The organism is Amorphus sp. MBR-141 (assembly GCF_053628695.1).
The window spans coordinates 1-20,717 of the sequence record NZ_JBRJGW010000032.1; the positions used below are offsets into that span (position 1 = coordinate 1).

The window sequence follows — 20,717 nt, forward strand, 5'->3', positions numbered from 1 at the left end:
TCAGATGCTGGCCTCCACCCCAGCCAGCATCTTGAATCACAAAACGCCCCGAACAGGAATCCCCCCCGATTCAGATAAACAAGGAAACGCTCTAGGAGGTTCGGGAGCTTCGCGGCGACGCTCCCTCGAAGTCAGGGCCGATGGCTGAACGAGGTTCGCCTGGCCGAGTAAGGGACCGTACCGGGGCGCGACGTCGACGGGGCGGAAGCTGCCCGAGATGCTGCCAGTCGCACCGGCTCAAAAGCTGGGTTGTCAGGGTTGTCAGGGGATCGAGAACGGTTGTCAGCCCAAGAAGGTCCGGCTCACGCTAGCACTACTAGCTTGGAGACGGCCCCCCGGGTTCAGGGACCGTTCCTCGCGCTGCCGAGCCGCACGGGGCGAAAGACGCCCGAGATCTCGCCAGTTGGTCACCTCGCATGCGGTACACGGCACACACGTGTAAGACATGCGCGGTGCACGCTTAGGCCAACTTCCGCGGAATCACACTTCGGCTTTCCGACCTGCCTGTTTTCTTCTGGCGTCCTGCACCAGAGGCACGACCAGAGCAATCGCCGAGATCACAAGCACAATGAGGCTGATCGGGCGGGTAAGGAAAACCGTCCAGTCGTTATAGATGATCATCGAACGGCGGACGTTCTCTTCCAAGAGCGGCCCCAGAACCAGGCCGAAGATGACCGGTGCCGTGGGCATGCCGATCCGATTCATCAGGTAGCCGAGTGCGCCGAAGCCGGTCATGACGGCGACGTCGATCCAGGAGTTGCGCACGGCGTAGGACCCGACCACGCACAGGAGCATGACACCGCTTAGCAGGATCGAACGCGGCGCGGTGAGCACGCGGGCGAACAGGCGATTGCCGAGCATTCCGACGATCAGCGTGGCGATGATCGCGAGCATCAGCGCGACGTAGACGATGGCGACGAAGTCGATGTGCTGGGTAAACATCGTCGGCCCCGGCCGAAGTCCGTGGATCAGGAGCGCACCGATCAGGACCGCGGTCATGGAATCGCCGGGGATGCCGAGGGTGATCATGGGAATGAGCGCGCCGCCGACGCAGGCGTTATTGGCCGATTCCGGTGCGACGACCCCTTCCGGGCAGCCGGTGCCAAACTTTTCCGGGGTCCGCGAGATCCGCTTCTCCAGCGCGTAGGAGACGGTTACGGCAATCGCCGACCCGGCCGCCGGCACGGCGCCGACGAACGCTCCGATGATGGAGCCGCGAATGCCGATCGGCCACAGCCGGCGGGCCTCGCGCCACGGCGGCAGGAGCCGGCCGATATGACGGACGGGCTCGATCCGCTCGCCGCCGCTTTCCAGGCTCTTCAACACCTCGGCGACGCCGAAGATGCCGACTGCGGCCGGAATGATCCCGAGGCCCGCCTGCAGGGCACTACTGTTGAAGGTGAAGCGGGCGACGTCGGTGGTGGAATCGAAGCCGACGGTGGCGAGCAGCAGGCCGATCAGCCCGGCAACGAGAGCAAGGAAGGTCGAGCCGGGGGAGGCGTAGGCGAGCATGCTCAGGCCGAAGACGGTGATCGCGGCGTATTCCGGGCTCTGGAAGGCAAGCGCGGCGGAGGCGACCATCGGCGCCAGGATGACCAGGAGCACCCAGCCGAGCAGACCGCCCAGCGTGGAGGCGACCAGCGCGTAGGTCAGCGCCTCGCCGCCGCGTCCGGCCCTGCCCATCGGGTAGCCGTCCATCTGGGTGACGATCGCCCCCGGCGTGCCCGGAATGTTGATCAGGATCGCGGAAACGGAGCCGCCGTAGACGCTGGCCGAGAACACCGCCAGCAGGAAGACCATGGAATGGGCCAGGTCCATGGTGAAGGAGAACGGCAGCAGAACCGCCATCGCCATGGTCGAGCTGATACCGGGCAGGGCACCGAGGATCGTGCCGATCAGGACGCCCAGAATGCAGAGTCCGATGGCCATGGGATCGGACAGGATCCCCAACAGGGCGGTCAGCGTGGCGTCAAGCATGGGTCAATCCGCCTTATGGATCTCAGAGCGGCACGCCGATGACGCGGTCGAACAGCGCGTAGACCGCGACGGTGAAAACGAGCGCCCCGACGCCGGCCACCACGTAACCGGCCGAAGCCCCCGTCGCGCGGTCCTGCCAGGCGATCACCAGGGCCCAACCCACGGTGAAGACGATCGCGACTGGAAGAAAGCCGAGGCCGGGCGCGAGCCAGACGACGGCGGCGAGCGCCGCGATCATCAGCGCCGGCACCAGCATCCGCCGCAGCTCGGCGCGGGCACCGCCGCCGCCCGGCGTGCCTTCGTCGCGGGTGGTACGGGCAAAGCCCCAGAAGCTGGTCACGGTCATCCACAGGGCGCAGAGACCGAGCAGAATGAGGACCATACGCGGAAGGAATCCCGGACCTGGGTCGCGCGCGCCCGCCTTGACGAGGTCGGGGTTGCCGGCGAATTCGATCGACAGAATTGCGACCGCGACCAGGATGACGAGCCCGGCGATGGCGTGGGCGAGGAGGTCAGATCGAGAGCGCACCGACGATGGTCCTTTGAGCACGGTCCGTTCAGATGGAAGCGAACGACAAGGACGTGCTTGAGCGATTGGCCATGATGCCATGCCCGGCTGCTCGGACGCCTCCGCCGAAGCGGAAAAGGCGATGGAGCAGCTCGGATGACGAAAACCGGTTCGTCGTCCGGCAAGACGACAGGCTGGAGCCTAATGGCGGTCGACCCAACCACGAAACGGGCCGCAGGAGCGCGGAGGAGGGCGGCACCGAGCGCGTCGGCGCCGCCAGTCCTGGGATCGCTACTTCTTGCGGGTCTTCACGAGGTCGGCGGACAGCAGCACCGGGTACAGCGTCTCGTCGTAGCTTTCCAGGAACGCGCCGGTGTCGGCCGCTCCCTTCGGCGCGACGCCGAAGCCGGCAGCGTTCGCCTTCTTGATGAACTCCGGATCGGACATTGCGTCCAAGAGGCCCTTCTCCAGGATCGCGAACCGGTCGGCCGGGATGCCCTTCGGGCCGACGATGATGCGCCAGGAGCCGATCACCACGTCGAATCCCTGCTCCTGGAAGGTCGGCACGTCGGGCGCCAGGAAGTGGCGGTCGGTGTCGGTCACGCCGAGGATGACGAGGTCGCCCGACATCTGGTGTTCGATCACGTCCGGGATCGGCACGGTCGCGGTCTGGACCTCGCCGGCGAGCAGGGCGGCGGTGGTCGGGGCGAAGCCCTCGTACGGCACCTTGGTCAGCTCGACGCCAAGGTCGTTCTCGATAACCGCGGCGGTGATGTAGGACGCGCCGCCGGGCTGGTCGTTGCCGTTGGTGACGGAGCCGGGCTTCTCCTTCGCCGCCTTCACGAAGTCCTCGACCGTCTTGAAGCCGGTGGACGGATTGGCGGTCAGCGCCCCCGGGTCGGCGCCGAAGAAGGCGATCGGGGTGAGGTCGTGGAAGTCGGTTGCGTTCGGGTTGCCGTAGTGGCGGGCGATGACGCCGGAGCCGACCATGCCGATGGTGTATCCGTCGGGCTCCGCCTGCTCGATCGCCCGGGTGCCCTCGGCGCCGCCCGCGCCCGGCTTGTTGACCACGACGACCGGCTGGCCGAGCGTCTTTTCGGCGGCCTCGGCGACCAGTCGCATGCTGGTGTCCGAGCCGCCGCCGGCGGACCACGGCACGATCAACGTGATCGGCTTCGACGGGAAGCTGTCCTGGGCGGCCGCGCTGGTGGCGGCGAGGCCGGTCGCGGCGCCCGCGATCAGGGCTGCCGTGAGCAGCCCGCGGAAGGAGGTGTGTCCAATAGCCATTCTCTTTCCCCTGTTCGGTTGCATTGGGCCGCTCTTGTAAGGTGGCGGTTCGGTGAAGGATCTAGCTCCGGGTGCGGCCCACCCGGTCGCGCAGGAAGGCGAGCGCGAGCTGCTGCTCGGCCTCGTCTCCCTGGACCATCAGGACGGGCTCGGTGATGCCGCTCGCCTCGAAGGCGTCGAGCCGCGCGTGGCACTGGCCGGGCGTGCCGGCGACGGCGAAGGCGTCGATGGCCTCGTCGGAAATCAAGGCGGTTGCCCCGGCCAGGTCGCGCCGGGAAATGGCTGCGATGATCTGCTCTTGGTCGACGGCGACGCCGGTGGTCTCGATGTTCGTCGCCAGCATCTTGTTGCGGAACAGGAAGGCGAGCTTGCCCCGCACCAGGTCGCGGGCTGTTTTCTCGTCCTCGGACAACGCGAAGATCAGATAGGCGGCGCGGCGGATCGCGTCCGGGTCACGACCGGCCTTTGCGGCGCCTTCGGCGACGTGGTCGAACGAGGCGCTGCAAAAGACCGGCGACAGGCCGGCGGAAAGCACGACGCCGTCGGCTATGCGGCCGGAGAGGCGCAGCATCTGCTCGCCGGTGGCGGCGATATAGGTCACGAGCGGCTGCGGCGGCGTGAAGCCCAGCCTGGCGCCGGCGAGGGGGAAAAATTCGCCGTCGTAGGTGACGCCTTCGCCGGTCCACAGCGCCTTCAGGCATTCGATGAACTCGCGGACCGCGCGCACCGGCTTGTCGATCTTCTGGCCGGATTCGGCCAGGAACAGAGGATTGCCGACGCCGACGGCGATCCCTACCGGGGCGGTGCCAACCTCCGCCAGCGTCGCCAGCGCCATTGCCGTGGGGGTCGGGTGCCAGAGGTAGGGGCTGACGGCGGTCGGCACGACCAGGGCATCGCCGCTCTGCATGCGGAAGCCCATGCTGGTCACCATGGCCTCGCGGTAGCCGAGATGCTCGGCCATCCACAGGCTGTCGATACCGGTTGCCATGGCCTTCTGCGCCGTCGCCAGCGCCTGCGCCGTCGAGACGAACCCGTCGAAGCTGACCCCGTATCGAAGCGTCATGGCGACCTCAGCCTCCCACCCGGTATTTGGCGAACTTCTCGGGATCGATGTCGACGCCGAGGCCCGGCCGGTCCGGTACGGTCATGAACCCGTCAGCGTACTCGAACGGCCGGTCGATCAGATCGTCGAGGTAGATCCGGCAGGCGACCTCGGTCCGCCGCACCGCCTCGGTCTGGGTGATCGGAATGGTGCCGGGGATGGTCACTGCCGGGCAGGCGGCGGCGATGTGCAGGTTCGCGGCGTTGCCGATCCCCATCTCCGCCGATCCGTTCACGTCGGCGAAGACGCCGGCAGTGTGGGCGAGGGACAGCAGGCTCTTCGCCTTTGTGAGCCCGCCGGCCTTCGTGTAGTAGCAGGAGATCATCTCGCAGGCGTCGTTGCGCACGAGGCGCAGCAGGTCGTGGGCGTTCCAGCAGCCCTCGTCGGCCATGATCGGGATCTCGGTCGCCTGTGCGACGCGTGCCATCGCCTCCAGTCCTTCGACCGGCTGTTCCATGAACCAGATGCCGTACTCGGCCATGCGGTTGGTGACCTGCAGGGCTTCCTTCCAGCTCGTGTAGCCCTGATTGGCATCGACGCGGATCTTCAGCTCCGGCAGCGCCTCGCGGATGAGCCGGACGAGGCGGAGGTCGCGCTCGGCGTCGAGGCCGACCTTGACCTTGATGCAGCCGACACCCTCGTCGAACACCTGCTTCGCTTCGGTGACGGCGGCGTCCACGTCCATCAGGCCGATCGAGTGGGCCACCGGGATCCTGTCGCGAACGAGACCGCCGAGAAGCTGGTAGACGGGCACGCCCAGGAGCTTGCCGGCGGCGTCGTACATGGCCACGTCGATCGCCGCCTTGGCGTAGGGATAGCCGCGGATGAACTTGTCCATCTTCAGATGGAGATATTCGAAGCGCTCGACGTCCTCGCCCTTGAGAAGCGGGGCCAGATAGTCGCGGATGACCGGAATGGCGGTCTCCGGCATCTCGCCGTAGCGCGTCCCGAACTCGCCGCCCCAGTCCTTCAGGACCTGCGCCTCGCCCCAGCCGTAGGTGCCGTCCTCCAGAATGAGCTTTACCAGGAGGTAGCGCTGGCCGACCGGGCTGTAGTTGCCGGCCCAGGTGTGCGGACGGCGCAGCGGCAGGCTGACCAGATGGGTCTCGATGTCGGCGATCTTCATGCCGCGACCTCGATCAGTTCGTCGTTGGGGAAGGCCAGCCCGGTGATCTTCTCGAAGCCGGTTTCGGTGATCCGGTACATGTCCTCCACGTGGAAGCCCATGCGGCCCGGCACCATGTAGAGTGGCTCCATGGTGTGGGTGACATTGGGCTGCAGCACGAGGTCGCGGGTTTCCGTCATGTACGGCTCTTCGTGCACCGTGCGGCCGATGCCGTGGCCGAGGAAAGTCAGCGAGGGCTGGATGTCGTGGGCCAGGAGGTGGGAGCGGTAGGTCTCCCAGAGATCGGGCACCGACTGGCCGGGCTTCAGCTTGGCCTCGCAGGCCTCGCGGGCAGCGATGAGTATCGACCAGATCTGCTTCTGCTCGTCGGTCGGCTTGCCCATCACCAAAGTCCGGGTGACGTTGGAGCGGTAGCCGCCCAGGTCGCCGAGGATCTCGACGCGGACGACATCGCCGGCTTCGATCTTCTTTGTCGTCGGCTTGCAATTGATGATGCCGCTGCGCGCGCCCGACCCGACCTGGTAGGTGACGCTGTCGCAGCCGACGTCCAGCATCCGGTTCATGATCTCGCTGCCGACCGCCTGCTCGGTGACGCCGGGCTTCAGGCGGCTGACAACCTCCGCCATCATCCGCTCGGTCAGGGTGCCGACCTCGCGGAGCTGCTCGACCTCCTCGTCGGTCTTGATCATGCGGGTGCGGAAATAGAGATCGCGGGCGTGGACGAAGGTCGCGTTGGGCAACTTCTCCTGCAGCCGCAGGAAGTCCATCGCCGGCAGATAGTCGAGCTCGATCGCGATGCGGCCGGCCGGCACGCCGGCCTCCGTCAGGGCGTCGGCGATGAGATCAGACGGGTTGTCGGTGAACTGGTTGTAGGTGCGGATGTCGGCAAAGCGCGACCTTTCCCGGGCGACGGCTTCCTCGACGTTCACCACGATCTGGCGGGCGAAATCCGTGCCCGCGAGGATGGTGATGGTCCGGCGGAACCGGTTCATCGCGTGGGTCGGGACTTGGAAGCCGGCGGTATAGGTGACGTTGTCGAGCGAGTGCGCGACCAGGGCGTCGAACCCGTCCTCGGCCATCGCGGCGCGGAGCTTCTGAAAGACGGCATGTTCCATCAGGCTTCTCCCGTCTCGACGAAGCGGACGAGCGCGTCGGCCGTCAGCCCGGTCAGGCCCATCTTGTCCAGGGTCAGCCCATCGCGGCCGTAGTCGATCCCGGTCGCGGCAAAGGCGATCTGGACGAGGGCCGAGATCGTCGGCGTCGGGACGCCCGCGAGTTCGCCGAAGGCCGCGAACGGCACCAGCCCGTAGCCCACGTCCTCGTGGATGTAGCGGTGGTCGAGGCTCGGAGGGCAGCTGATGGTCTTGTTCGGCTCGCTCTGTTCGCACGCCGTTGCGATCGAGCCCGTGTCATAGGCAGCCTGCGTGGTCAGGCCAGCGCGCAGGAAGCTGTCCAGGAAGGGCAGGGCCGGCGTGGATAGTGCCGCGGCCACGGCAAGCCGCTCGTCGTCGACGCACCTGGTCGCGCGGCCGACGCCTTCGGTGATTCCCTCCCTGTAGAACAGGAAGCCGCCGTCGGTACGTTCCAGCCAGCCGGTGTTCATCAGCATGCCGGTCGGGTGGAACACCGCGTTCATGTTGGCGAGCCCGGTCTCCAGCACGTTGGAGGCCTTGATCGTCTCCGGATAGATGGCGTTGACGACCGAATAGAGCGCGTCGGTGTGCCTGGCGGGCAGGGCGGCGAAGCGCTGGCGTTTGGTGTAGGAGTAGATCCCGACCTTGGCTGGCCCCTCCATCCGGGTGATGTAGGTGAGCGAGGTGGTCTCGCAGAGCGGGATGTCGCCCTCGTAGCCGGCTGCCCGCAGCTCCTTTAGGAAATGCAGCGCGCCGCCGGTATGGCCTGGGTTGAGGAACACCGGCACGCGGCCGTCGATCAGGGGCGCAAGCGCCTCGGCATAGCTCTTGTGAGCTACCGACGGCACCACCAGCATGATCAGGTCCGCTCCCGCGACCGCCTCGGCCACATCGGTGGTCATGACCGCCGGCTTAAACTTTCCGGTCTGAATGCCGGTGGCGTTGATGCCACCAGCCTCGCTCAGCGGCGCGAGCGTCGCCTCCCGGCGCGCGTGCAACCGGACCGAATAGCCGCGTGCCGTCAGGTCGGCGGCCGCCGCGCAGCCGCCGTGTCCTGCACCCAGAACGGCGATGGTTTCAACCCCTGACATGGACAAACGATCTCCTACGCGATGACGAAAAGCCGGTCGGTGTCGGTGTGGTCGGACAGCAGCGTGCAGCCGGTCTCGGTAACGGCGAGCATGTCCTTGTTCTGCATGCCGAAGCCGTGGCCCGTCCGGTAGCAGAGGGGCTCGAAGCCGAGCACCATGCCCGCCTCGAGCACGGCGTCGTCGGGCGAGCCGATGATCGGCGTGGCGCCGATGTAGGGATCCTCGTGCAGGAACAGACCAATCCCGTGCGCCACGAACGAGATCGGCGGCAGCCCGTGGCGCTCGAACATCGCGACGAACTTGGCGTAGATCTCGCGGCAGCTGGCGCCCGGGCAGATCTCGTCCATGAGCATGTACTTGCAGTCGACGAGCACCTTCCAGATGTCGTCTGCGTGGGGCGGCGCTTCCTCGACCACGGCGGTCCGGCACACTCCGGCCTGGTAGCCGTCGATGACCGAGAAGATCTCGACCCGGCACACGTCCCTGGGTTTCAGCCGGCGCTCGCTCGGTCCGACGTTTGGGAGCTGGCTGCGCTCGCCGGTCGCGACGATCATCAGCTTGAAGTCGTCGGCCCCAGACTCGAAGATCGAGCGGGTCAGGCCGGCAGCGATGTCCATCTCTGTGTCGCCTGCCGAGACCGATCCGAGGGCATCGGCGATCGCCTTGTCGGCGATGCGCGACAGGCGCGCGAGAAGCTCGATCTCGGAGGGCGTCTTGATCTGGCGCAGCCGGGCGACCGCGGCATCGATGGAGGCGAAGCGCGCATTCGGAAGCGCCGCGATCAGGCCGGCAAAGTCCCGGGCGGGCAGGTAGCCGAGCTCGAAGCCGATCCGGCCCGATGCAAGGCGATGAGCCGAGAGTGTCGAGGCGAGCGCGGCCATCGCATCGTCGGAAAACTCTTTCCAGACCGCCAGTTCGGTGTCCGGAGCTTTGGCGCGGATGGTGGTCTCTTCCATGTCGACGCCGAACAGGACGACGCCGCCATCCGCACGCACGATGGCCATGGCGTGGCGATGGCGCAGGAGGGCCTGCGACGGCACGACGAAGCTCGTGACGTAGGCGAAGTTCTCCGGGGAGCAGAGCACCAGCGCGTCCAGCTCCAGGCTGCCGGCGAGGGCAGCGAGGCGGTCGACGATCTCCGGCCTCATGTCCGGATCTCCTCGTCGGCGACACGATAGGTGTCGATCTTGTCGAGATCGGCCGCGATGCCCATTCCAGGGCCCTCGGGAAGCTCGACCGCGCCGTCGACGAACTGCATGCCTTCGGCGATCAGGTCGTCGCGATAGTAGATGCCGCCGATCCGTTCGCCGAGCGTCTCGGCAGGAGTGGAGACCGGGATCACGCAGGACAGCGTGACGGCGGGCGCGGCTGCGGCGAGGTGCAGATTGGCGAGATTGCCGATGCCGGTCTCGACCGACCCGTTGACGTTGCAGACGATGCCTGCCGCACGGCAGACGGCGGCAACTTCCATGGCCTTGAACAGTCCGCCCGGCTTGGTGGTGTAGATCGAGATGATGTCGGCGGCCTGGGCATCGATGATCTGCACGACGTCGTGGGCGTTCCAGGCGGATTCGTCGGCCATCACCGGCGGGTCGATGGCGCGTGCCACCTCGGCGAGGCGCTCGATACCCATCACCGGCTGCTCCACATAGAGAAGCTCGTAAGGCTCCATCTTGCGGATCGTCTTCACCGCGTCGCCCGGCGTCCGGTAGCCCTCGTTCGCGTCGACGCAGAGCGCGATGCCGGGACCGACCGCCTCGCGGATGCGGCGAACGATGGCCACGTCGCGGTCGGGGTCTACGCCCACCTTGATCTTGATGGTGCGGACGCCGTCCTCGACCACCTTCACCACCTCGCGCTCGGCCTCCTCGATGTCGATCAGACCGATCGAGTGGGTAACCGGAATCCGACGGCGGGAGCAGCCGCCGAGCAGCGTGTAGACGGGGACGCCCAGCGAGCGCGCGGCGAGATCGTAAAGGGCGAACTCGACGGCCGCCTTGGCGTAGGGATAGCCGCGGATGGCTGCATCCATCCGCGCGTGAGCCTCAATGATGTTGGTCGGGTCGATACCGGCGACGGCGGGAACGAGATAGCGCTCGACTACGAGCCGGGTGATCAGCGGCGACTCTCCGAAATAGCGGCCGAACTCTCCGCCCCAGTCCTTCAGCGCCGGCGCCTCGCCCCATCCGACCGAGCCGTCGTCGCCGACCGCTTTCACCAGGACGTAGCGACCGATCGGCTCGGAGAGGCCGGTCCACCGGTGTTCCCGGCGGGTCGGGAGCTGGATCAGAACCGTCTCGATCGACTGGACCGTCGTCACGTCGCCCGCCTTTCGCTTGTCTGCTGCCGTCGAAGAAGGCATGCCCTAACTGTGATCACAGCTTGCCGAGACTGCGAACAGCTGTCAACAACTGTGATCACAGTTGGCGGGATGAGTTCCGCAAAAGCCTTAAAGTTGATAGAAGCGATGGACGGCAGCCGGAACACGAACGGTCGCTCGCCAGACGGGAAGGACAGTCCTTGGAACAGCAGCTGACGGCGGCGCAGACGCCTTCCGGTCCGGATGTGCGGCGCGGCGACTTGCCGATGTCACAGCAGGTCTACCTGACCCTGCGCAACGAGCTCATGGTCGGCGAGTTCAGCCCCGGCGAGCCGATCAGCCTGCGCACGCTTGCGCGACGGCTGGGGACCAGCGCCATGCCGGTGCGGGAGGCGGTCAACCGGCTCATCGCCGAGCAGGCGCTTCAGATGATGCCCAACCGGCAGGTGATCGTCCCGTTCATGTCGCGCCACAAGTTCGAGGAGCTGTGGCGAGTCCGCCAGATGCTGGAAAGCATGGCGGCGGAAGGCGCCGTCGCCCATCTCGACGACGGCGTGATGGACGAGCTCGAGCATCTGCACATGCGCTCGATGGACGCCCTGCTGCAGGCGGCCCCGAGGCCGATCCTGTCCACCAACAAGGACTTCCACTTCCGCCTCTACCAGGCGTCGCGCTCCGAGGTGCTGCTGCCGATGATCGAGGGGCTGTGGATGCAGATGGGGCCGTTCATGCGGCTGTCGCTGGAGGCCAAGACGGCGCGATGGGACGGCACCCATCACGTCGAAATGCTGCAGGCCCTGCGGGCGAGGGACGCCATCGCCGTCAGTCGAGCGGTCCACCAGGACATCAGCTCCATGGCAGAGATTATTGTCGAGATCGATGCGTTCGACGTCGGCCACAAGCGCGCATCGTAGCCGCTCGAACGGCCTGCCAGCGTCCCGAACCTGCCGACAGTTTCGGCAGAAGACTCATGCTCCAGCAGTTGCCTTCGCGCTTCCGATCCGGGCGTGTTTGCCGGCCGGCGGATTGACGACATCGAGGAGCGGCGGCGCCTGGAAGGCCCGGTCACGCTGGCGCGATGGCGCATCGCCGTAGAGGGTGGTGCGCTGTCGGGGCGTGCGGCCGAGCCTGCGGGCGATCTCGACCATGCGGTCGGGTGCCATCTCCTGGCCGTGGTCGGCGCCGGCCGCGCGGCTGATGGATTCGTCCATTAGTGTGCCGCCCAGGTCGCTGGCGCCGCTCTGCATGGCCGCAGCGAGGCCGGCCTCGCCGAGCTTCACCCAGGAGGCCTGGATGTTGGGGATCACCGGATTGAGGGCAAGCCGGGCGACGGCGTGCATGGCGATCGCCTCGCGCAGGCTCGGACCCTGCCGGGCGCCTTCGCCGGCAAGGTAGATCGGCGCCTCCATGTGGACGAACGGCAGCGGCACGAACTCGGTGAAGCCGCCGGTCCTCTCCTGCAGCGCGCGGATGCGCATCAGGTGGCGGGCCCAGTGCGCGTAGCGTTCGATGTGGCCGAACATGATGGTCGCGGTGGAGCGCAGACCGACCCGGTGGGCGGTCTCGATCACGGCAAGCCATTCGTCGGTCCGGACCTTGTCGGCGCAGAGACGGACGCGGATCTCGTCGTCCAGGATCTCCGCGGCGGTTCCGGGCAGCGAGCCGAGCCCGGCCTCCTTCAGCGCGATCAGGAACTCCTCGACCGAGAGGCCGAGAGTGCGCGCGCCCTGGGTCACCTCCAGCGGCGAGAAGGCGTGGACGTGCATCTCCGGCACGGCCTCCTTCACCGCCCGGCAGATCGCCAGGTAGGTCTCGCCTGTATAGTCGGGATGGATGCCGCCCTGCATGCAGACCTCGGTACCGCCGCGCTCCCAGGCCTCGACGGCCCGGCGCTGGATCTCGTCGAGAGGCAGGTCGTAAGGGGTGCCCCGCAGGTTGAGGGAGCGCTTGCCCTTGGAGAAGGCGCAGAAGCGGCAGCGGTAGCCGCAGACGTTGGTGTAGTTGATGTTGCGGGTGACGACGTAGCCGGCGGCGGCGCCGGCCCGCTCGCGGCGCACGGCGTCGGCGGCTTCGCGGACGGCGGCAGCCTCCGGACCGCGGGCGCGGAAGAGTGTGACGATCTCCGTCTCGTCGAGGCGATGGCCGGCGACGCCCCGCTCGATCGCCCGCTCCAGTGCCAGGCTTCGGATGATCGCGGGCGCGGCGGCCGCGCCCTCCAGGGCGATCACGCCCTTGGAGTGGCCGACCCGCCAGCCGGTCTCATGAGCGAAGCCTTCGGTGTCGGAGCGGGCGGCCACAGGCGCGCGTAGCGCCGGGTCCATCCAGGTATCGGCGTCGCGCACATAGGCAGGATAGGCGGTGAGGCGGGGCACCAGTGTCTTGCCGGCTGCCGCGGTGTCGGCGGCGAGGCGGGCGAGCGCCGGCCACGGCGCTTCCGGGTTCACGTGGTCGGGTGTGACCGGAGAGACGCCGCCCCAGTCGTTTATGCCGGCTCCGATGAGCTCCGCGAGCCCGTCGCCGCGCAGGTTTGGAGGCGACTGGATCGACATGGCCGGCCCGAACACGAAGCGGGCCAGCGCGATGGTCCAGAGCTGGTCGGCAAGGTCGGGTTCGGGAGCGTTGGCCATCCGGGTGCCTGCCTTTGCCCGGAAATTCTGGATAATGATCTCCTGAATGTGGCCGTGACGCTCGTGAAGGTCGCGCAGCGCCAGCATCGAGGCGAGGCGCTCTGCGCGGGTCTCGCCGATACCGATCAGTATGCCGGAGGTGAACGGCACTTTTGCGCGCCCTGCTGCCTCGATGGTGGCAAGCCGGGCAGAGGGGAGTTTGTCTGGGGATCCGAAGTGCGGGCCGCCGCGCTCCGACAGGCGCTCCGACGCCGTCTCCAGCATCAGCCCCTGGGACGCGGAGACGCCGCGCAGGCGAGTGATCGCCGCCTCGTCCATGACGCCGGCGTTGATGTGGGGCAGGAGGCCGGTCTCGCGCAGCACCAGCCCGGCGACCTCCTCCAGATAGTCCAGCGTGGTGGCGTGGCCGAGCGCGTCGAGGGCCGCGCGCGCGGCCCGGTAGCGCAGCTCCGGCTTGTCGCCGAGAGTGAACAAGACCTCGTCGCAGCCGGCCCTCTGGCCGGCTCGAGCGATCTCCACCACCTCATCGCGCGACAGATAGATCGGCTCGCCAGGCTTGGGCGAATGGGCGAAGGTGCAATAGGCGCAGACGTCGCGACAGAGATTGGTCAGCGGCACGAAGATCTTGCGCGAGACGGAGACGAGCGGGCCGTGCCCGGCGTCGCGGATCGCGGCGGCGCCTCCCACAAGGTCCGAGATCTCCGCCGAGGCGGCGAGGGTGTTGAGGTCGGCCCGGTCGAGACAACCGCCATCGATCACGTGGCGCGTCCAGGCATCGATCGGCAGGCGCGTCATGCGAGGGACTCCAGGCAAATCGCCGTGGTGCGCAGCGCGGCGAGGTCGTCGGGACGGTCGAGATCCCGGGCGAAGGAGGGCAGCGGGAACGGTCGTGCTCCGGGTTCGGCGAGATGGCGGTGGAAGCTGCCGGGGCCGAAGGACAGGCGCGGGACGCGGCGGGCAGGGAAGACGAGGCCGTTGGTGCCGCGCGCCTCGGCGTCCGGAACGACCAGCGTCGCGCCGGACCGGCGGACCTCTGCAAGGGCGCGGGCCATGTCGGCGGCAGTCAGTTCGGGCAGGTCGGCGGGAACGATGGCAATGATCGCGGCCCCATCGGCAATGAGGCGCTGGGTGGCCGCGGACAGAGCGGCGTTCAACTCGTCGGAGGTATCGGGAACAAGCCGGGCGCCGAACCGGTCCGCGATCGTCGCGGCGTCGATGTCCGCGGTCACGACCGCTGCGCCGTCGAGGCCCGGCGCGGACGCGAGCTCTCCGAGAACATGGGCCAGCATCGCTTCCTGCAGGTGCCGCCGCTCCGCCGACGACAGAATAGGCGCAAGGCGGCTCTTGGCGAGCTCGAGACGCTTCACCGGAACAAGGGCCACGGCAGGGCCGGATAGCACGTTGATCATGCTTGCACCTCCGCCCGCGCCTCGGCGGCGATCTCGATCACAGTGCGTGCCAGCGTGATCCGGTCGTCGAGGCTCGTCATTAGCGTCTGGGCGATCCGCACGCGGGGATCGCTCGCCAGGCTGCGATCCTCGTCGTCGACGACGAGGCGGTCGACCAGCCCGTCATAGTGAGCGAGCACGGAGGCGTGCGTCAGCGCGGTGCCCAGTTCGCCCATGATCTTTGCGAGCGGACCCTTGATAGCGCGCCCGCCGACCAGCGGCGAGACGGCCACGACCGGAGCGGCAGCGCCAGCGATCAGATCCCTCATCCCGGGGATGGCCAGCATCGGGTCGATCGACAGGTAGGGGTTCGACGGACACACCACGATGGCGGCGAGGTCCGGCGCCTGCAGGGCCGCGGCTACAGCTGCGCTCGGAGCCGCGGCTTGCGAGCCCTCGAAGCGGATCGCGCGAACAATGGGCTCACAGCGTCGCTCGACAAAGTAGCGCTGAAAGGGCAGGTCGCCCTCGTCGGTCTCCACCACCGTTGCGCAGGCGTCGTCGGTCGCGGGCAGGATCGCCGGAGCGATGCCGAAGGACGCGGCGAGGTCACGCGTGATCGCCGTCAGGGTCTCGCCGGCCGCGAGGCAGGCCGTTCGCACGGCATGGAGTGCGAGATCGGTATCGCCCAGCGAGAACCACGTCTCGCCTCCGATCTCCGCGACGGCCTCCATGAACCGCCAGCTTTCGCCGGCGCGGCCCCAGCCGGACTCAGGATTGGCGCGGCCCGAGAGAGTATAGAGGACGGTGTCGACGTCCGGGCTGATGTGCAGCCCGAAGTGACGAAAATCGTCGCCGGTGTTCACCACAATCGACAGCCGATCGGCGGGAACCACGCGGGTGAGGCCGAGTGCGAGCTTCGCGCCGCCGATGCCGCCGCAGAGCGCCACGACGGGTCCGCCGGAATAGGCTCTGTCGCCATCTCTCATCGAAAGAGATCCTGCTCTGCCGGCCTCAGACCGGACCGCGTTCCGCCGGCTGCTTCTGGCCAGTCCAGGCCGCGGACGATCACTGCCGGCCGCCCTTCGGAGCCTTCGCCCATGACGAGCACGGCGGCCGCGGCCACCGTGTCGGCGAAGCCGATCTCCGTGACCTGCAGAGGGCGTCCGTCGCGGTCGGGCTCGCCGCGCCGGTCAACGACCATCGCGGGACCGGCGGTGCCGATCGCGATGCCCGTGGTGCCGATCCGCCACGGCCGGCCAAAGCTGTCGGAGACGATGACGCCAATGCGCGCACCCGTTGCTTCGACCAGCGCGGCGCGTAGCGCGGCGGCGCTTCCGTCCGGATCGCGCGGGAGCAGCAGCAGCGCGTCCTCACTCCCTCCGATGTTCGACCGGTCGATGCCGGCATTGGCCATGATGTGGCCGAGCCGATGCTCGACTATAATCACCCCCGGACGTGTCCGGATGACGGCGGCGCTTTCGGAAAGCACCGCTTCGACGAAACGGGGATCCTTGCCGGTCTCGTCCGCCAGGGCGAGCGCGCGATCCGATGGCTGGTAATCGGAAAGGCGGCGCAGCCTGCCCTCAACCTTCGAGACGATCTTCTGGGCGACGACGAGGATGTCTCCGTCCTTGAAGGCGATGCCCTCGCGGCGCGCAGCGGCGAGGATTTCCTCCGCGAGATCGTGGTCCGCGGTGAAGCTCGGAAGCGTCTGCAGGGCAACGATGGTCAGGGGAGGGGCACTCATCGTCCGGTCAGTCGTCTTCGCTCTCGCCGATGCCGGTGATGCGGATGCCGGCGCCTTCGGCCACCTTGTAGCGCTTGTTGATGGCGATGAGGACCGAGGTCATCGCCTCTGCGGCTGCGGCGTTGTCCAGCACGCCGCCGTGCACGCCGCGCAGGCCCAACGTACCTGCAAGGTCGACGACCGCCTGCCGGGCCACCGGCTCGTCGCCGAAGACGAGCACGTCGCAGCCGACGGGACCGCCGCCGCGCAGCTTCTGGGCGGAGACGTTGTGAAACCCAGTGACGAGGCGGACGCCCTCGCCGAGGGCGGCTGCCGCGCAGGCTGCGGCGGATCCTTCCGCGGGAAGCTGGACGCGGGCGACCTTCGGCGGCATCAGCGGCACAGTCGTGTCCACCACGATCTTCCCGGCGACGAAGGGCGCGATGGCGGCAAGCGTTTCGGCCTGGCTGGCGAACGGCACGGTGACGATCACGATGTCGCCGGCCTGCGCCGCCTCGGCGTTTTCCATGCCGCGGACGTCGGCACCCGGAACATCGGCGACGAGCGCCGCCGCAGCCTCTGCCGCCCGCTCCGCAGTCCGCGATCCCAGGATGACGGAAAGACCGGCTCGCGCCGCCCGCAGCGCAAGACCGCCACCCAGTGCGCCACTGCCGCCAACGATGGCGAGGGTCGCAGTGTCTGAACTCATGGTCGAATTCCTTTCCCTTTCGGGCGGTCCCGGTGACCGGTCGCCTATGCCGGTTTGCCGGACTTTTCCGAAATCACCCGGGCGATCGCCCGCACGATGCCCCTATATCCCGTGCACCGGCAGATGCAGCCGGCAAGCTCCCGGCGGATCTCGTCGGTGTCCGGGGTGTGGAGACGCTCGACGATGTCGCGTGCTGTCATCAGCATGCCGGGCGTGCAGTAGCCGCACTGAAGCGCATGCTCCTGGCTGAAGGCCTGGCGGAGCGATGTGGAGACCGGATCGTCCAGACCTTCGACGGAGCGGATGTCGGCACCGTCACAGGAGACCGCGAACGTGATGCAGGAGCGCACCGGCCGGCCATTCAGATGAACGGTGCAGGCGCCGCAGGCGCCTTGTTCGCAGCCGAGATGGGTCCCCTTGAGGTGGAGATTGTCCCGCAGGAAGTCGGCGAGACTCGTTCGCGGCTCCACGATTGCTGTCACGGCTTCGTCGTTCACGGTCAGCGAGATCGTCCTCATGTGGAGACTTCCTGCACGGCGCGCGCCAGAGAAACCAGGTGCAGCCGCCGGTGAAAGATATCCATGTCGGGATCGATCTCGTCGATGGCGGTTTCTATCCGGGTCGCCAGTTCCGTGGAGGAAAGCGAGACGAGAGCGGCGTCTTCCAACTGCGTCAGTCGTCTGAAACCCGTCGCAACGCCGCCGGCGACGATCCGCAGAGTGCCGGCATCCGGATCCGTAATGACCGCAGCGAGCGCATCGGCGAAAGCACCTCGCTTTCGACGAACCTTGATGAAGGACCAGGGCGCTTGGCGCGAAAGCTTCGGAACGACGACCGCTGCGACCATTTCGCCGGGATCGAGCACGGTTTCGAACATGCCAGTGACGAATTCGTGCACGTCGACCGAGCGCAGTCCCTGCGGTCCCGCGATCTCCACGGATGCTCCCAGCGCGGCAAGTGCCACAGGCCAGTCCGCGGCAGGATCGGCGTGGGCAAGGCTTCCACCGATCGTCCCGCGATTGCGGACGCCTCGATAGGCGATCTCGCGCGCAACATGCGCAAGAAAGCCGCCCCAATGATCCCCCGCCTCGCCGTCCTCGATCCGCGCATGAGTGACGCCGGTGCCGATGGCGACGCTGCTTCCGCGATCCTCGATGGCCGACAGGTCGGCGATGCCGGCGATGTCGATCAGTGCCGAGGGATAGGCGAGGCGCAGGTTCATCATGGGAACGAGCGACTGACCGCCGGCGAGAAGCCGGGCCTCGCCGTCGGAGGCAGCGAGCAGCTCGACAGCATGCTCGACCGTGGACGGTCGTTCGTAGTCGAAGGCCGCCGGCTTCATGTGTCCGCCTCTGCCCGCTCGGCGCGGGCGATCGCTTCCAGGACCCGTTGGGGCGTGACCGGCACCGAGCACAGCTCCGCACCGAGCGGGGCGAGGGCAGCGTTGACGGCGTTGGCGACAGCGGCGGGAGGCGCGATGGCGCCACCTTCTCCAACGCCTTTCACTCCGAACCGGGTCATCGGTGCCGGCGTTTCCGTGTGATCGAGCCGGATCATGGGGATTTCGGCGGCCGACGGCACAAGATACTCGCCGAAGGTGGTGTGAAGCGGCTGTCCGTCGTCGTCGAAGGGGCACTCCTCGTAGAGCGCGGTACCGATGCCCTGGACGGCGCCGCCGAGGACCTGGCCGTCGACGATCATCGGGTTCACACGGACCCCGCAGTCGTCGACGACAACGTAGTCGAGAAGCTCGATGGTCCCCAGTTCCGGATCGACCGCTACCTTTGCTGCATGGACCGCATAGGCAAACGGCGCGCGGTCTCCGTCCGGACGATAGGCGCCGGTCACCTCAAGCGCCTCGGCGAGGAGGGCATCGCTCAATTCCTGGGGCCGGAAATGCCATATCCGTGCGGCTTCCTCGATCGTCAGACTCCCGACGGGGCCGGCGATCTCGCCGTTGCCGACCTCGATGTCGGCTTCCCCCGCCTGCAGGAGGTGGCAGCCGATCGCCTTCAGCCGGTCTGCCAGACGCCCGCAGGCGTCGGCGACCGCGCCGCCGGTCATCACGACCGCGCGCGAGGCGTAGGTTCCGGTCGAGTAGGGTGTCAGGCCGGTGTCGCCATGGATGACGGTGATGCGTTCGAGGTCCACCCCGAGGATCTCGTTGGCGATCTGGGCCAGCGTCGTTTCCATACCCTGACCGTGCGATTGCACGCCAACCCGGATCTCCAGCCCGCCATCCGGCATCAGGCGAAGCGCGGCAAGCTCGTAGCCCGGCAACATCTCGATGCCGAGGGGGGCGATCGTCGAGGTCGAGACCGCCGTGTGTTCGGTGTACATCGCGTAGCCGATGCCGATGCGCCGGGCCCAGCGCTCCGGCGGCGCATCGGCCTGCGTCTCGCCGATCATTTCGCGAGCCCGTTGAAGACAGGCCGGATAGTCGCCGCTGTCGTAAACCTTGCCGGTCACCGCGGTATAGGGCATGGCGTCGGCGGGAACGAGATTTGCCAGCCGCACCTCGGCGGGATCACGGCCGATCTCGCGCGCCACCGCATCCATGATCATTTCCATCGCGAAGCAGGCGCTCGGGCGCGCCACCGCGCGGTAGGGGGACAGCGGCGGCTTGTTGGTGGCGACCGTCTGCGTGCGGATGCGGTAGTTGGCGATGGCGTAGGGGCCCGGCAGGATGCCGCTCGCCTGGATGGCGTCGAACGCGTTGGTGTGGGGCCAGATCGAATAGGCGCCCGCGTCGGTTCGCAGCAGGGCATCCAGCGCAAGGATGCGCCCTGTCTCGTCGGCGAACGCCTCTATCCGGTAGGCATGCTCGCGCGCGTTGGCACTTGCGGTCAGGTGCTCGAAGCGATCCTCGATCCACCGCACCGGACGCTTCAGCCGCATGGCGAGCCACGCGACGATGACTTCCTCCGCCTGCAGGATCGCTTTGAAGCCGAAGCCGCCGCCGACATCGGGTGCGATGACGCGGATGCGGCGCTGCTCAAGCCCAAGACAGATACACAAGGCGTTGCGGATCAGGTGCGGCGACTGGGTGGACGAGTAGACCACCAGCTGATCGAGTCGCGCATCCCAGTCGGCCACGACGCCTTTGCCCTCCAGCGGAACCATCGCCTGACGCGCCATGGCCAGGTCGCGGCTTACCCGCACCGGCGCCGCGGCGGCGACCTCGTCGATGCCGCTGTCGAAGAGGGTCTCAACCGAGAGGTTCGTGCCCCAATCCTCGTGCACGAGCGGTGCATCGGGCGCGAGAGCTGCTTCCACCGTGGCCACGACCGGAAGTGGATTCAGGTCGGGCATGACCGTTTCCGCCAGATCCTCTGCAAGGGCCCGGTTGCCCGCGACGCAGGCCGCCAGAATCTGGCCGACGAAGAGCGTCCTGTCCGATGCCATCGCGGGATAGGGCGGGATCTTGTGGCCCGGGAGGCTGGAGGGCGGCACGATGGGGGTGACGCCCTCCAGGTCCGCCGCCGTGAAAACCCAGCGCCGAACGGACTCGTCGATCTCGATGCCGCCGATGCGCGCGTGGGCCATCGGAGAGCGCACGAACGCCACGTCCATCATGCGTGGCAGTTCGATGTCCGCCACATAGCGGCCAGTTCCGGTCAGGAAGCGGTTGTCCTCGCGCCGGAGGACCGATGCTCCGACGCCCTGGCGAGCTTTGGTCATTGCTGCCTCCGGTCGAACGGCGGTCGGGAAAGGGACAAG

18 protein-coding genes are annotated in these 20,717 nt (G+C 67.7%); 1 reads left to right on the plus strand and 17 read right to left on the minus strand.

The window, feature by feature from the left end:
• Positions 1 to 480: 480 nt before the first annotated feature.
• The 9 genes from ACSSVZ_RS25410 to ACSSVZ_RS25450 form a co-directional block, all read right to left on the minus strand.
• Positions 481 to 1,977: a tripartite tricarboxylate transporter permease gene (locus ACSSVZ_RS25410; protein ID WP_453973619.1), complete on the minus strand. Its 1,497-nt coding sequence runs from the start codon at positions 1,975 to 1,977 to the stop codon at positions 481 to 483.
• A 22-nt stretch (positions 1,978 to 1,999) separates the two neighbouring features.
• The gene (locus ACSSVZ_RS25415; RefSeq protein WP_453973620.1) at positions 2,000 to 2,506 is read right to left on the minus strand and encodes a tripartite tricarboxylate transporter TctB family protein; all 507 of its coding nucleotides are present in this window, start codon (positions 2,504 to 2,506) and stop codon (positions 2,000 to 2,002) included.
• Between the two features lie 270 nt (positions 2,507 to 2,776).
• On the minus strand, positions 2,777 to 3,772 hold the full coding sequence (locus ACSSVZ_RS25420) for a Bug family tripartite tricarboxylate transporter substrate binding protein (protein WP_453973622.1): 996 nt from the start codon (positions 3,770 to 3,772) through the stop codon (positions 2,777 to 2,779).
• A gap of 61 nt (positions 3,773 to 3,833) precedes the next feature.
• Positions 3,834 to 4,835 carry an LLM class flavin-dependent oxidoreductase gene (locus ACSSVZ_RS25425; RefSeq protein WP_453973623.1) on the minus strand — a complete coding sequence of 334 codons (1,002 nt, stop codon included), beginning with the start codon at positions 4,833 to 4,835 and terminating at the stop codon, positions 3,834 to 3,836.
• A gap of 7 nt (positions 4,836 to 4,842) precedes the next feature.
• On the minus strand, positions 4,843 to 6,000 hold the full coding sequence (locus tag ACSSVZ_RS25430) for a mandelate racemase/muconate lactonizing enzyme family protein (protein WP_453973624.1): 1,158 nt from the start codon (positions 5,998 to 6,000) through the stop codon (positions 4,843 to 4,845).
• Positions 5,997 to 7,115: a M24 family metallopeptidase gene (locus ACSSVZ_RS25435; RefSeq protein ID WP_453973625.1), complete on the minus strand. Its 1,119-nt coding sequence runs from the start codon at positions 7,113 to 7,115 to the stop codon at positions 5,997 to 5,999. Before ACSSVZ_RS25435 ends, ACSSVZ_RS25430 begins: the two co-directional genes overlap by 4 nt.
• The gene (locus tag ACSSVZ_RS25440; RefSeq protein ID WP_453973626.1) at positions 7,115 to 8,224 is read right to left on the minus strand and encodes an NAD/NADP octopine/nopaline dehydrogenase family protein; all 1,110 of its coding nucleotides are present in this window, start codon (positions 8,222 to 8,224) and stop codon (positions 7,115 to 7,117) included. The genes ACSSVZ_RS25435 and ACSSVZ_RS25440 overlap by 1 nt, the downstream gene beginning before the upstream one ends.
• 14 nt (positions 8,225 to 8,238) lie before the next feature.
• Positions 8,239 to 9,372 carry a M24 family metallopeptidase gene (locus ACSSVZ_RS25445; RefSeq protein WP_453973627.1) on the minus strand — a complete coding sequence of 378 codons (1,134 nt, stop codon included), beginning with the start codon at positions 9,370 to 9,372 and terminating at the stop codon, positions 8,239 to 8,241.
• Entirely contained in the window at positions 9,369 to 10,544 is a 1,176-nt protein-coding gene (locus tag ACSSVZ_RS25450; protein ID WP_453973628.1) for a mandelate racemase/muconate lactonizing enzyme family protein, read from the minus strand. The genes ACSSVZ_RS25445 and ACSSVZ_RS25450 overlap by 4 nt, the downstream gene beginning before the upstream one ends.
• Positions 10,545 to 10,744: 200 nt before the next feature.
• Between ACSSVZ_RS25450 and ACSSVZ_RS25455 the strand changes: the two genes are divergently transcribed.
• Positions 10,745 to 11,458 (plus strand): GntR family transcriptional regulator, encoded by a 714-nt coding sequence (locus ACSSVZ_RS25455; RefSeq protein WP_453973629.1) that lies wholly within the window; start codon positions 10,745 to 10,747, stop codon positions 11,456 to 11,458.
• A gap of 54 nt (positions 11,459 to 11,512) precedes the next feature.
• On the opposite strand, the gene cofH is transcribed toward ACSSVZ_RS25455, so the two are convergent.
• The 8 genes from cofH to ACSSVZ_RS25495 are packed head-to-tail and all read right to left on the minus strand — an operon-like array spanning position 11,513 to position 20,678.
• Positions 11,513 to 13,966, minus strand: coding sequence for a 5-amino-6-(D-ribitylamino)uracil--L-tyrosine 4-hydroxyphenyl transferase CofH (cofH, locus tag ACSSVZ_RS25460; protein ID WP_453973630.1), 2,454 nt, complete (start codon positions 13,964 to 13,966; stop codon positions 11,513 to 11,515).
• Positions 13,963 to 14,580, minus strand: a complete 618-nt coding sequence (cofC, locus tag ACSSVZ_RS25465; protein ID WP_453973632.1) for a 2-phospho-L-lactate guanylyltransferase — start codon at positions 14,578 to 14,580, stop codon at positions 13,963 to 13,965. Before cofC ends, cofH begins: the two co-directional genes overlap by 4 nt.
• Positions 14,577 to 15,548 carry a 2-phospho-L-lactate transferase gene (gene cofD / locus ACSSVZ_RS25470; RefSeq protein WP_453973634.1) on the minus strand — a complete coding sequence of 324 codons (972 nt, stop codon included), beginning with the start codon at positions 15,546 to 15,548 and terminating at the stop codon, positions 14,577 to 14,579. Before cofD ends, cofC begins: the two co-directional genes overlap by 4 nt.
• A complete protein-coding gene (gene cofE, locus ACSSVZ_RS25475) occupies positions 15,545 to 16,309 on the minus strand; it encodes a coenzyme F420-0:L-glutamate ligase (RefSeq protein WP_453973636.1) in 765 nt (254 codons plus the stop codon). The genes cofD and cofE overlap by 4 nt, the downstream gene beginning before the upstream one ends.
• A 7-nt stretch (positions 16,310 to 16,316) precedes the next feature.
• Complete coding sequence (gene npdG, locus ACSSVZ_RS25480; RefSeq protein ID WP_453973637.1) at positions 16,317 to 16,997, minus strand: NADPH-dependent F420 reductase; 681 nt, start codon at positions 16,995 to 16,997, stop codon at positions 16,317 to 16,319.
• 44 nt (positions 16,998 to 17,041) lie between these two features.
• Positions 17,042 to 17,515 (minus strand): (2Fe-2S)-binding protein, encoded by a 474-nt coding sequence (locus ACSSVZ_RS25485; protein WP_453973638.1) that lies wholly within the window; start codon positions 17,513 to 17,515, stop codon positions 17,042 to 17,044.
• Positions 17,512 to 18,339, minus strand: a complete 828-nt coding sequence (locus tag ACSSVZ_RS25490; protein WP_453973639.1) for an FAD binding domain-containing protein — start codon at positions 18,337 to 18,339, stop codon at positions 17,512 to 17,514. The genes ACSSVZ_RS25485 and ACSSVZ_RS25490 overlap by 4 nt, the downstream gene beginning before the upstream one ends.
• Complete coding sequence (locus ACSSVZ_RS25495) at positions 18,336 to 20,678, minus strand: xanthine dehydrogenase family protein molybdopterin-binding subunit (protein WP_453973640.1); 2,343 nt, start codon at positions 20,676 to 20,678, stop codon at positions 18,336 to 18,338. The genes ACSSVZ_RS25490 and ACSSVZ_RS25495 overlap by 4 nt, the downstream gene beginning before the upstream one ends.
• Positions 20,679 to 20,717 lie beyond the last annotated feature (39 nt).

What these genes read in the sequence shown, in the direction of transcription:
- ACSSVZ_RS25410 (WP_453973619.1), bottom strand. Translation starts at nt 1,977, where the DNA reads ATGCTTGACGCCACGCTGACCGCCCTGTTGGGGATCCTGTCCGATCCC.
- ACSSVZ_RS25420 (WP_453973622.1), bottom strand. Translation starts at nt 3,772, where the DNA reads ATGGCTATTGGACACACCTCCTTCCGCGGGCTGCTCACGGCAGCCCTG.
- ACSSVZ_RS25425 (WP_453973623.1), bottom strand. Translation starts at nt 4,835, where the DNA reads ATGACGCTTCGATACGGGGTCAGCTTCGACGGGTTCGTCTCGACGGCG.
- ACSSVZ_RS25430 (WP_453973624.1), bottom strand. Translation starts at nt 6,000, where the DNA reads ATGAAGATCGCCGACATCGAGACCCATCTGGTCAGCCTGCCGCTGCGC.
- ACSSVZ_RS25435 (WP_453973625.1), bottom strand. Translation starts at nt 7,115, where the DNA reads ATGGAACATGCCGTCTTTCAGAAGCTCCGCGCCGCGATGGCCGAGGAC.
- ACSSVZ_RS25440 (WP_453973626.1), bottom strand. Translation starts at nt 8,224, where the DNA reads ATGTCAGGGGTTGAAACCATCGCCGTTCTGGGTGCAGGACACGGCGGC.
- ACSSVZ_RS25445 (WP_453973627.1), bottom strand. Translation starts at nt 9,372, where the DNA reads ATGAGGCCGGAGATCGTCGACCGCCTCGCTGCCCTCGCCGGCAGCCTG.
- cofH (WP_453973630.1), bottom strand. Translation starts at nt 13,966, where the DNA reads ATGACGCGCCTGCCGATCGATGCCTGGACGCGCCACGTGATCGATGGC.
- cofC (WP_453973632.1), bottom strand. Translation starts at nt 14,580, where the DNA reads ATGATCAACGTGCTATCCGGCCCTGCCGTGGCCCTTGTTCCGGTGAAG.
- cofD (WP_453973634.1), bottom strand. Translation starts at nt 15,548, where the DNA reads ATGAGAGATGGCGACAGAGCCTATTCCGGCGGACCCGTCGTGGCGCTC.
- cofE (WP_453973636.1), bottom strand. Translation starts at nt 16,309, where the DNA reads ATGAGTGCCCCTCCCCTGACCATCGTTGCCCTGCAGACGCTTCCGAGC.
- npdG (WP_453973637.1), bottom strand. Translation starts at nt 16,997, where the DNA reads ATGAGTTCAGACACTGCGACCCTCGCCATCGTTGGCGGCAGTGGCGCA.
- ACSSVZ_RS25485 (WP_453973638.1), bottom strand. Translation starts at nt 17,515, where the DNA reads ATGAGGACGATCTCGCTGACCGTGAACGACGAAGCCGTGACAGCAATC.
- ACSSVZ_RS25490 (WP_453973639.1), bottom strand. Translation starts at nt 18,339, where the DNA reads ATGAAGCCGGCGGCCTTCGACTACGAACGACCGTCCACGGTCGAGCAT.
- ACSSVZ_RS25495 (WP_453973640.1), bottom strand. Translation starts at nt 20,678, where the DNA reads ATGACCAAAGCTCGCCAGGGCGTCGGAGCATCGGTCCTCCGGCGCGAG.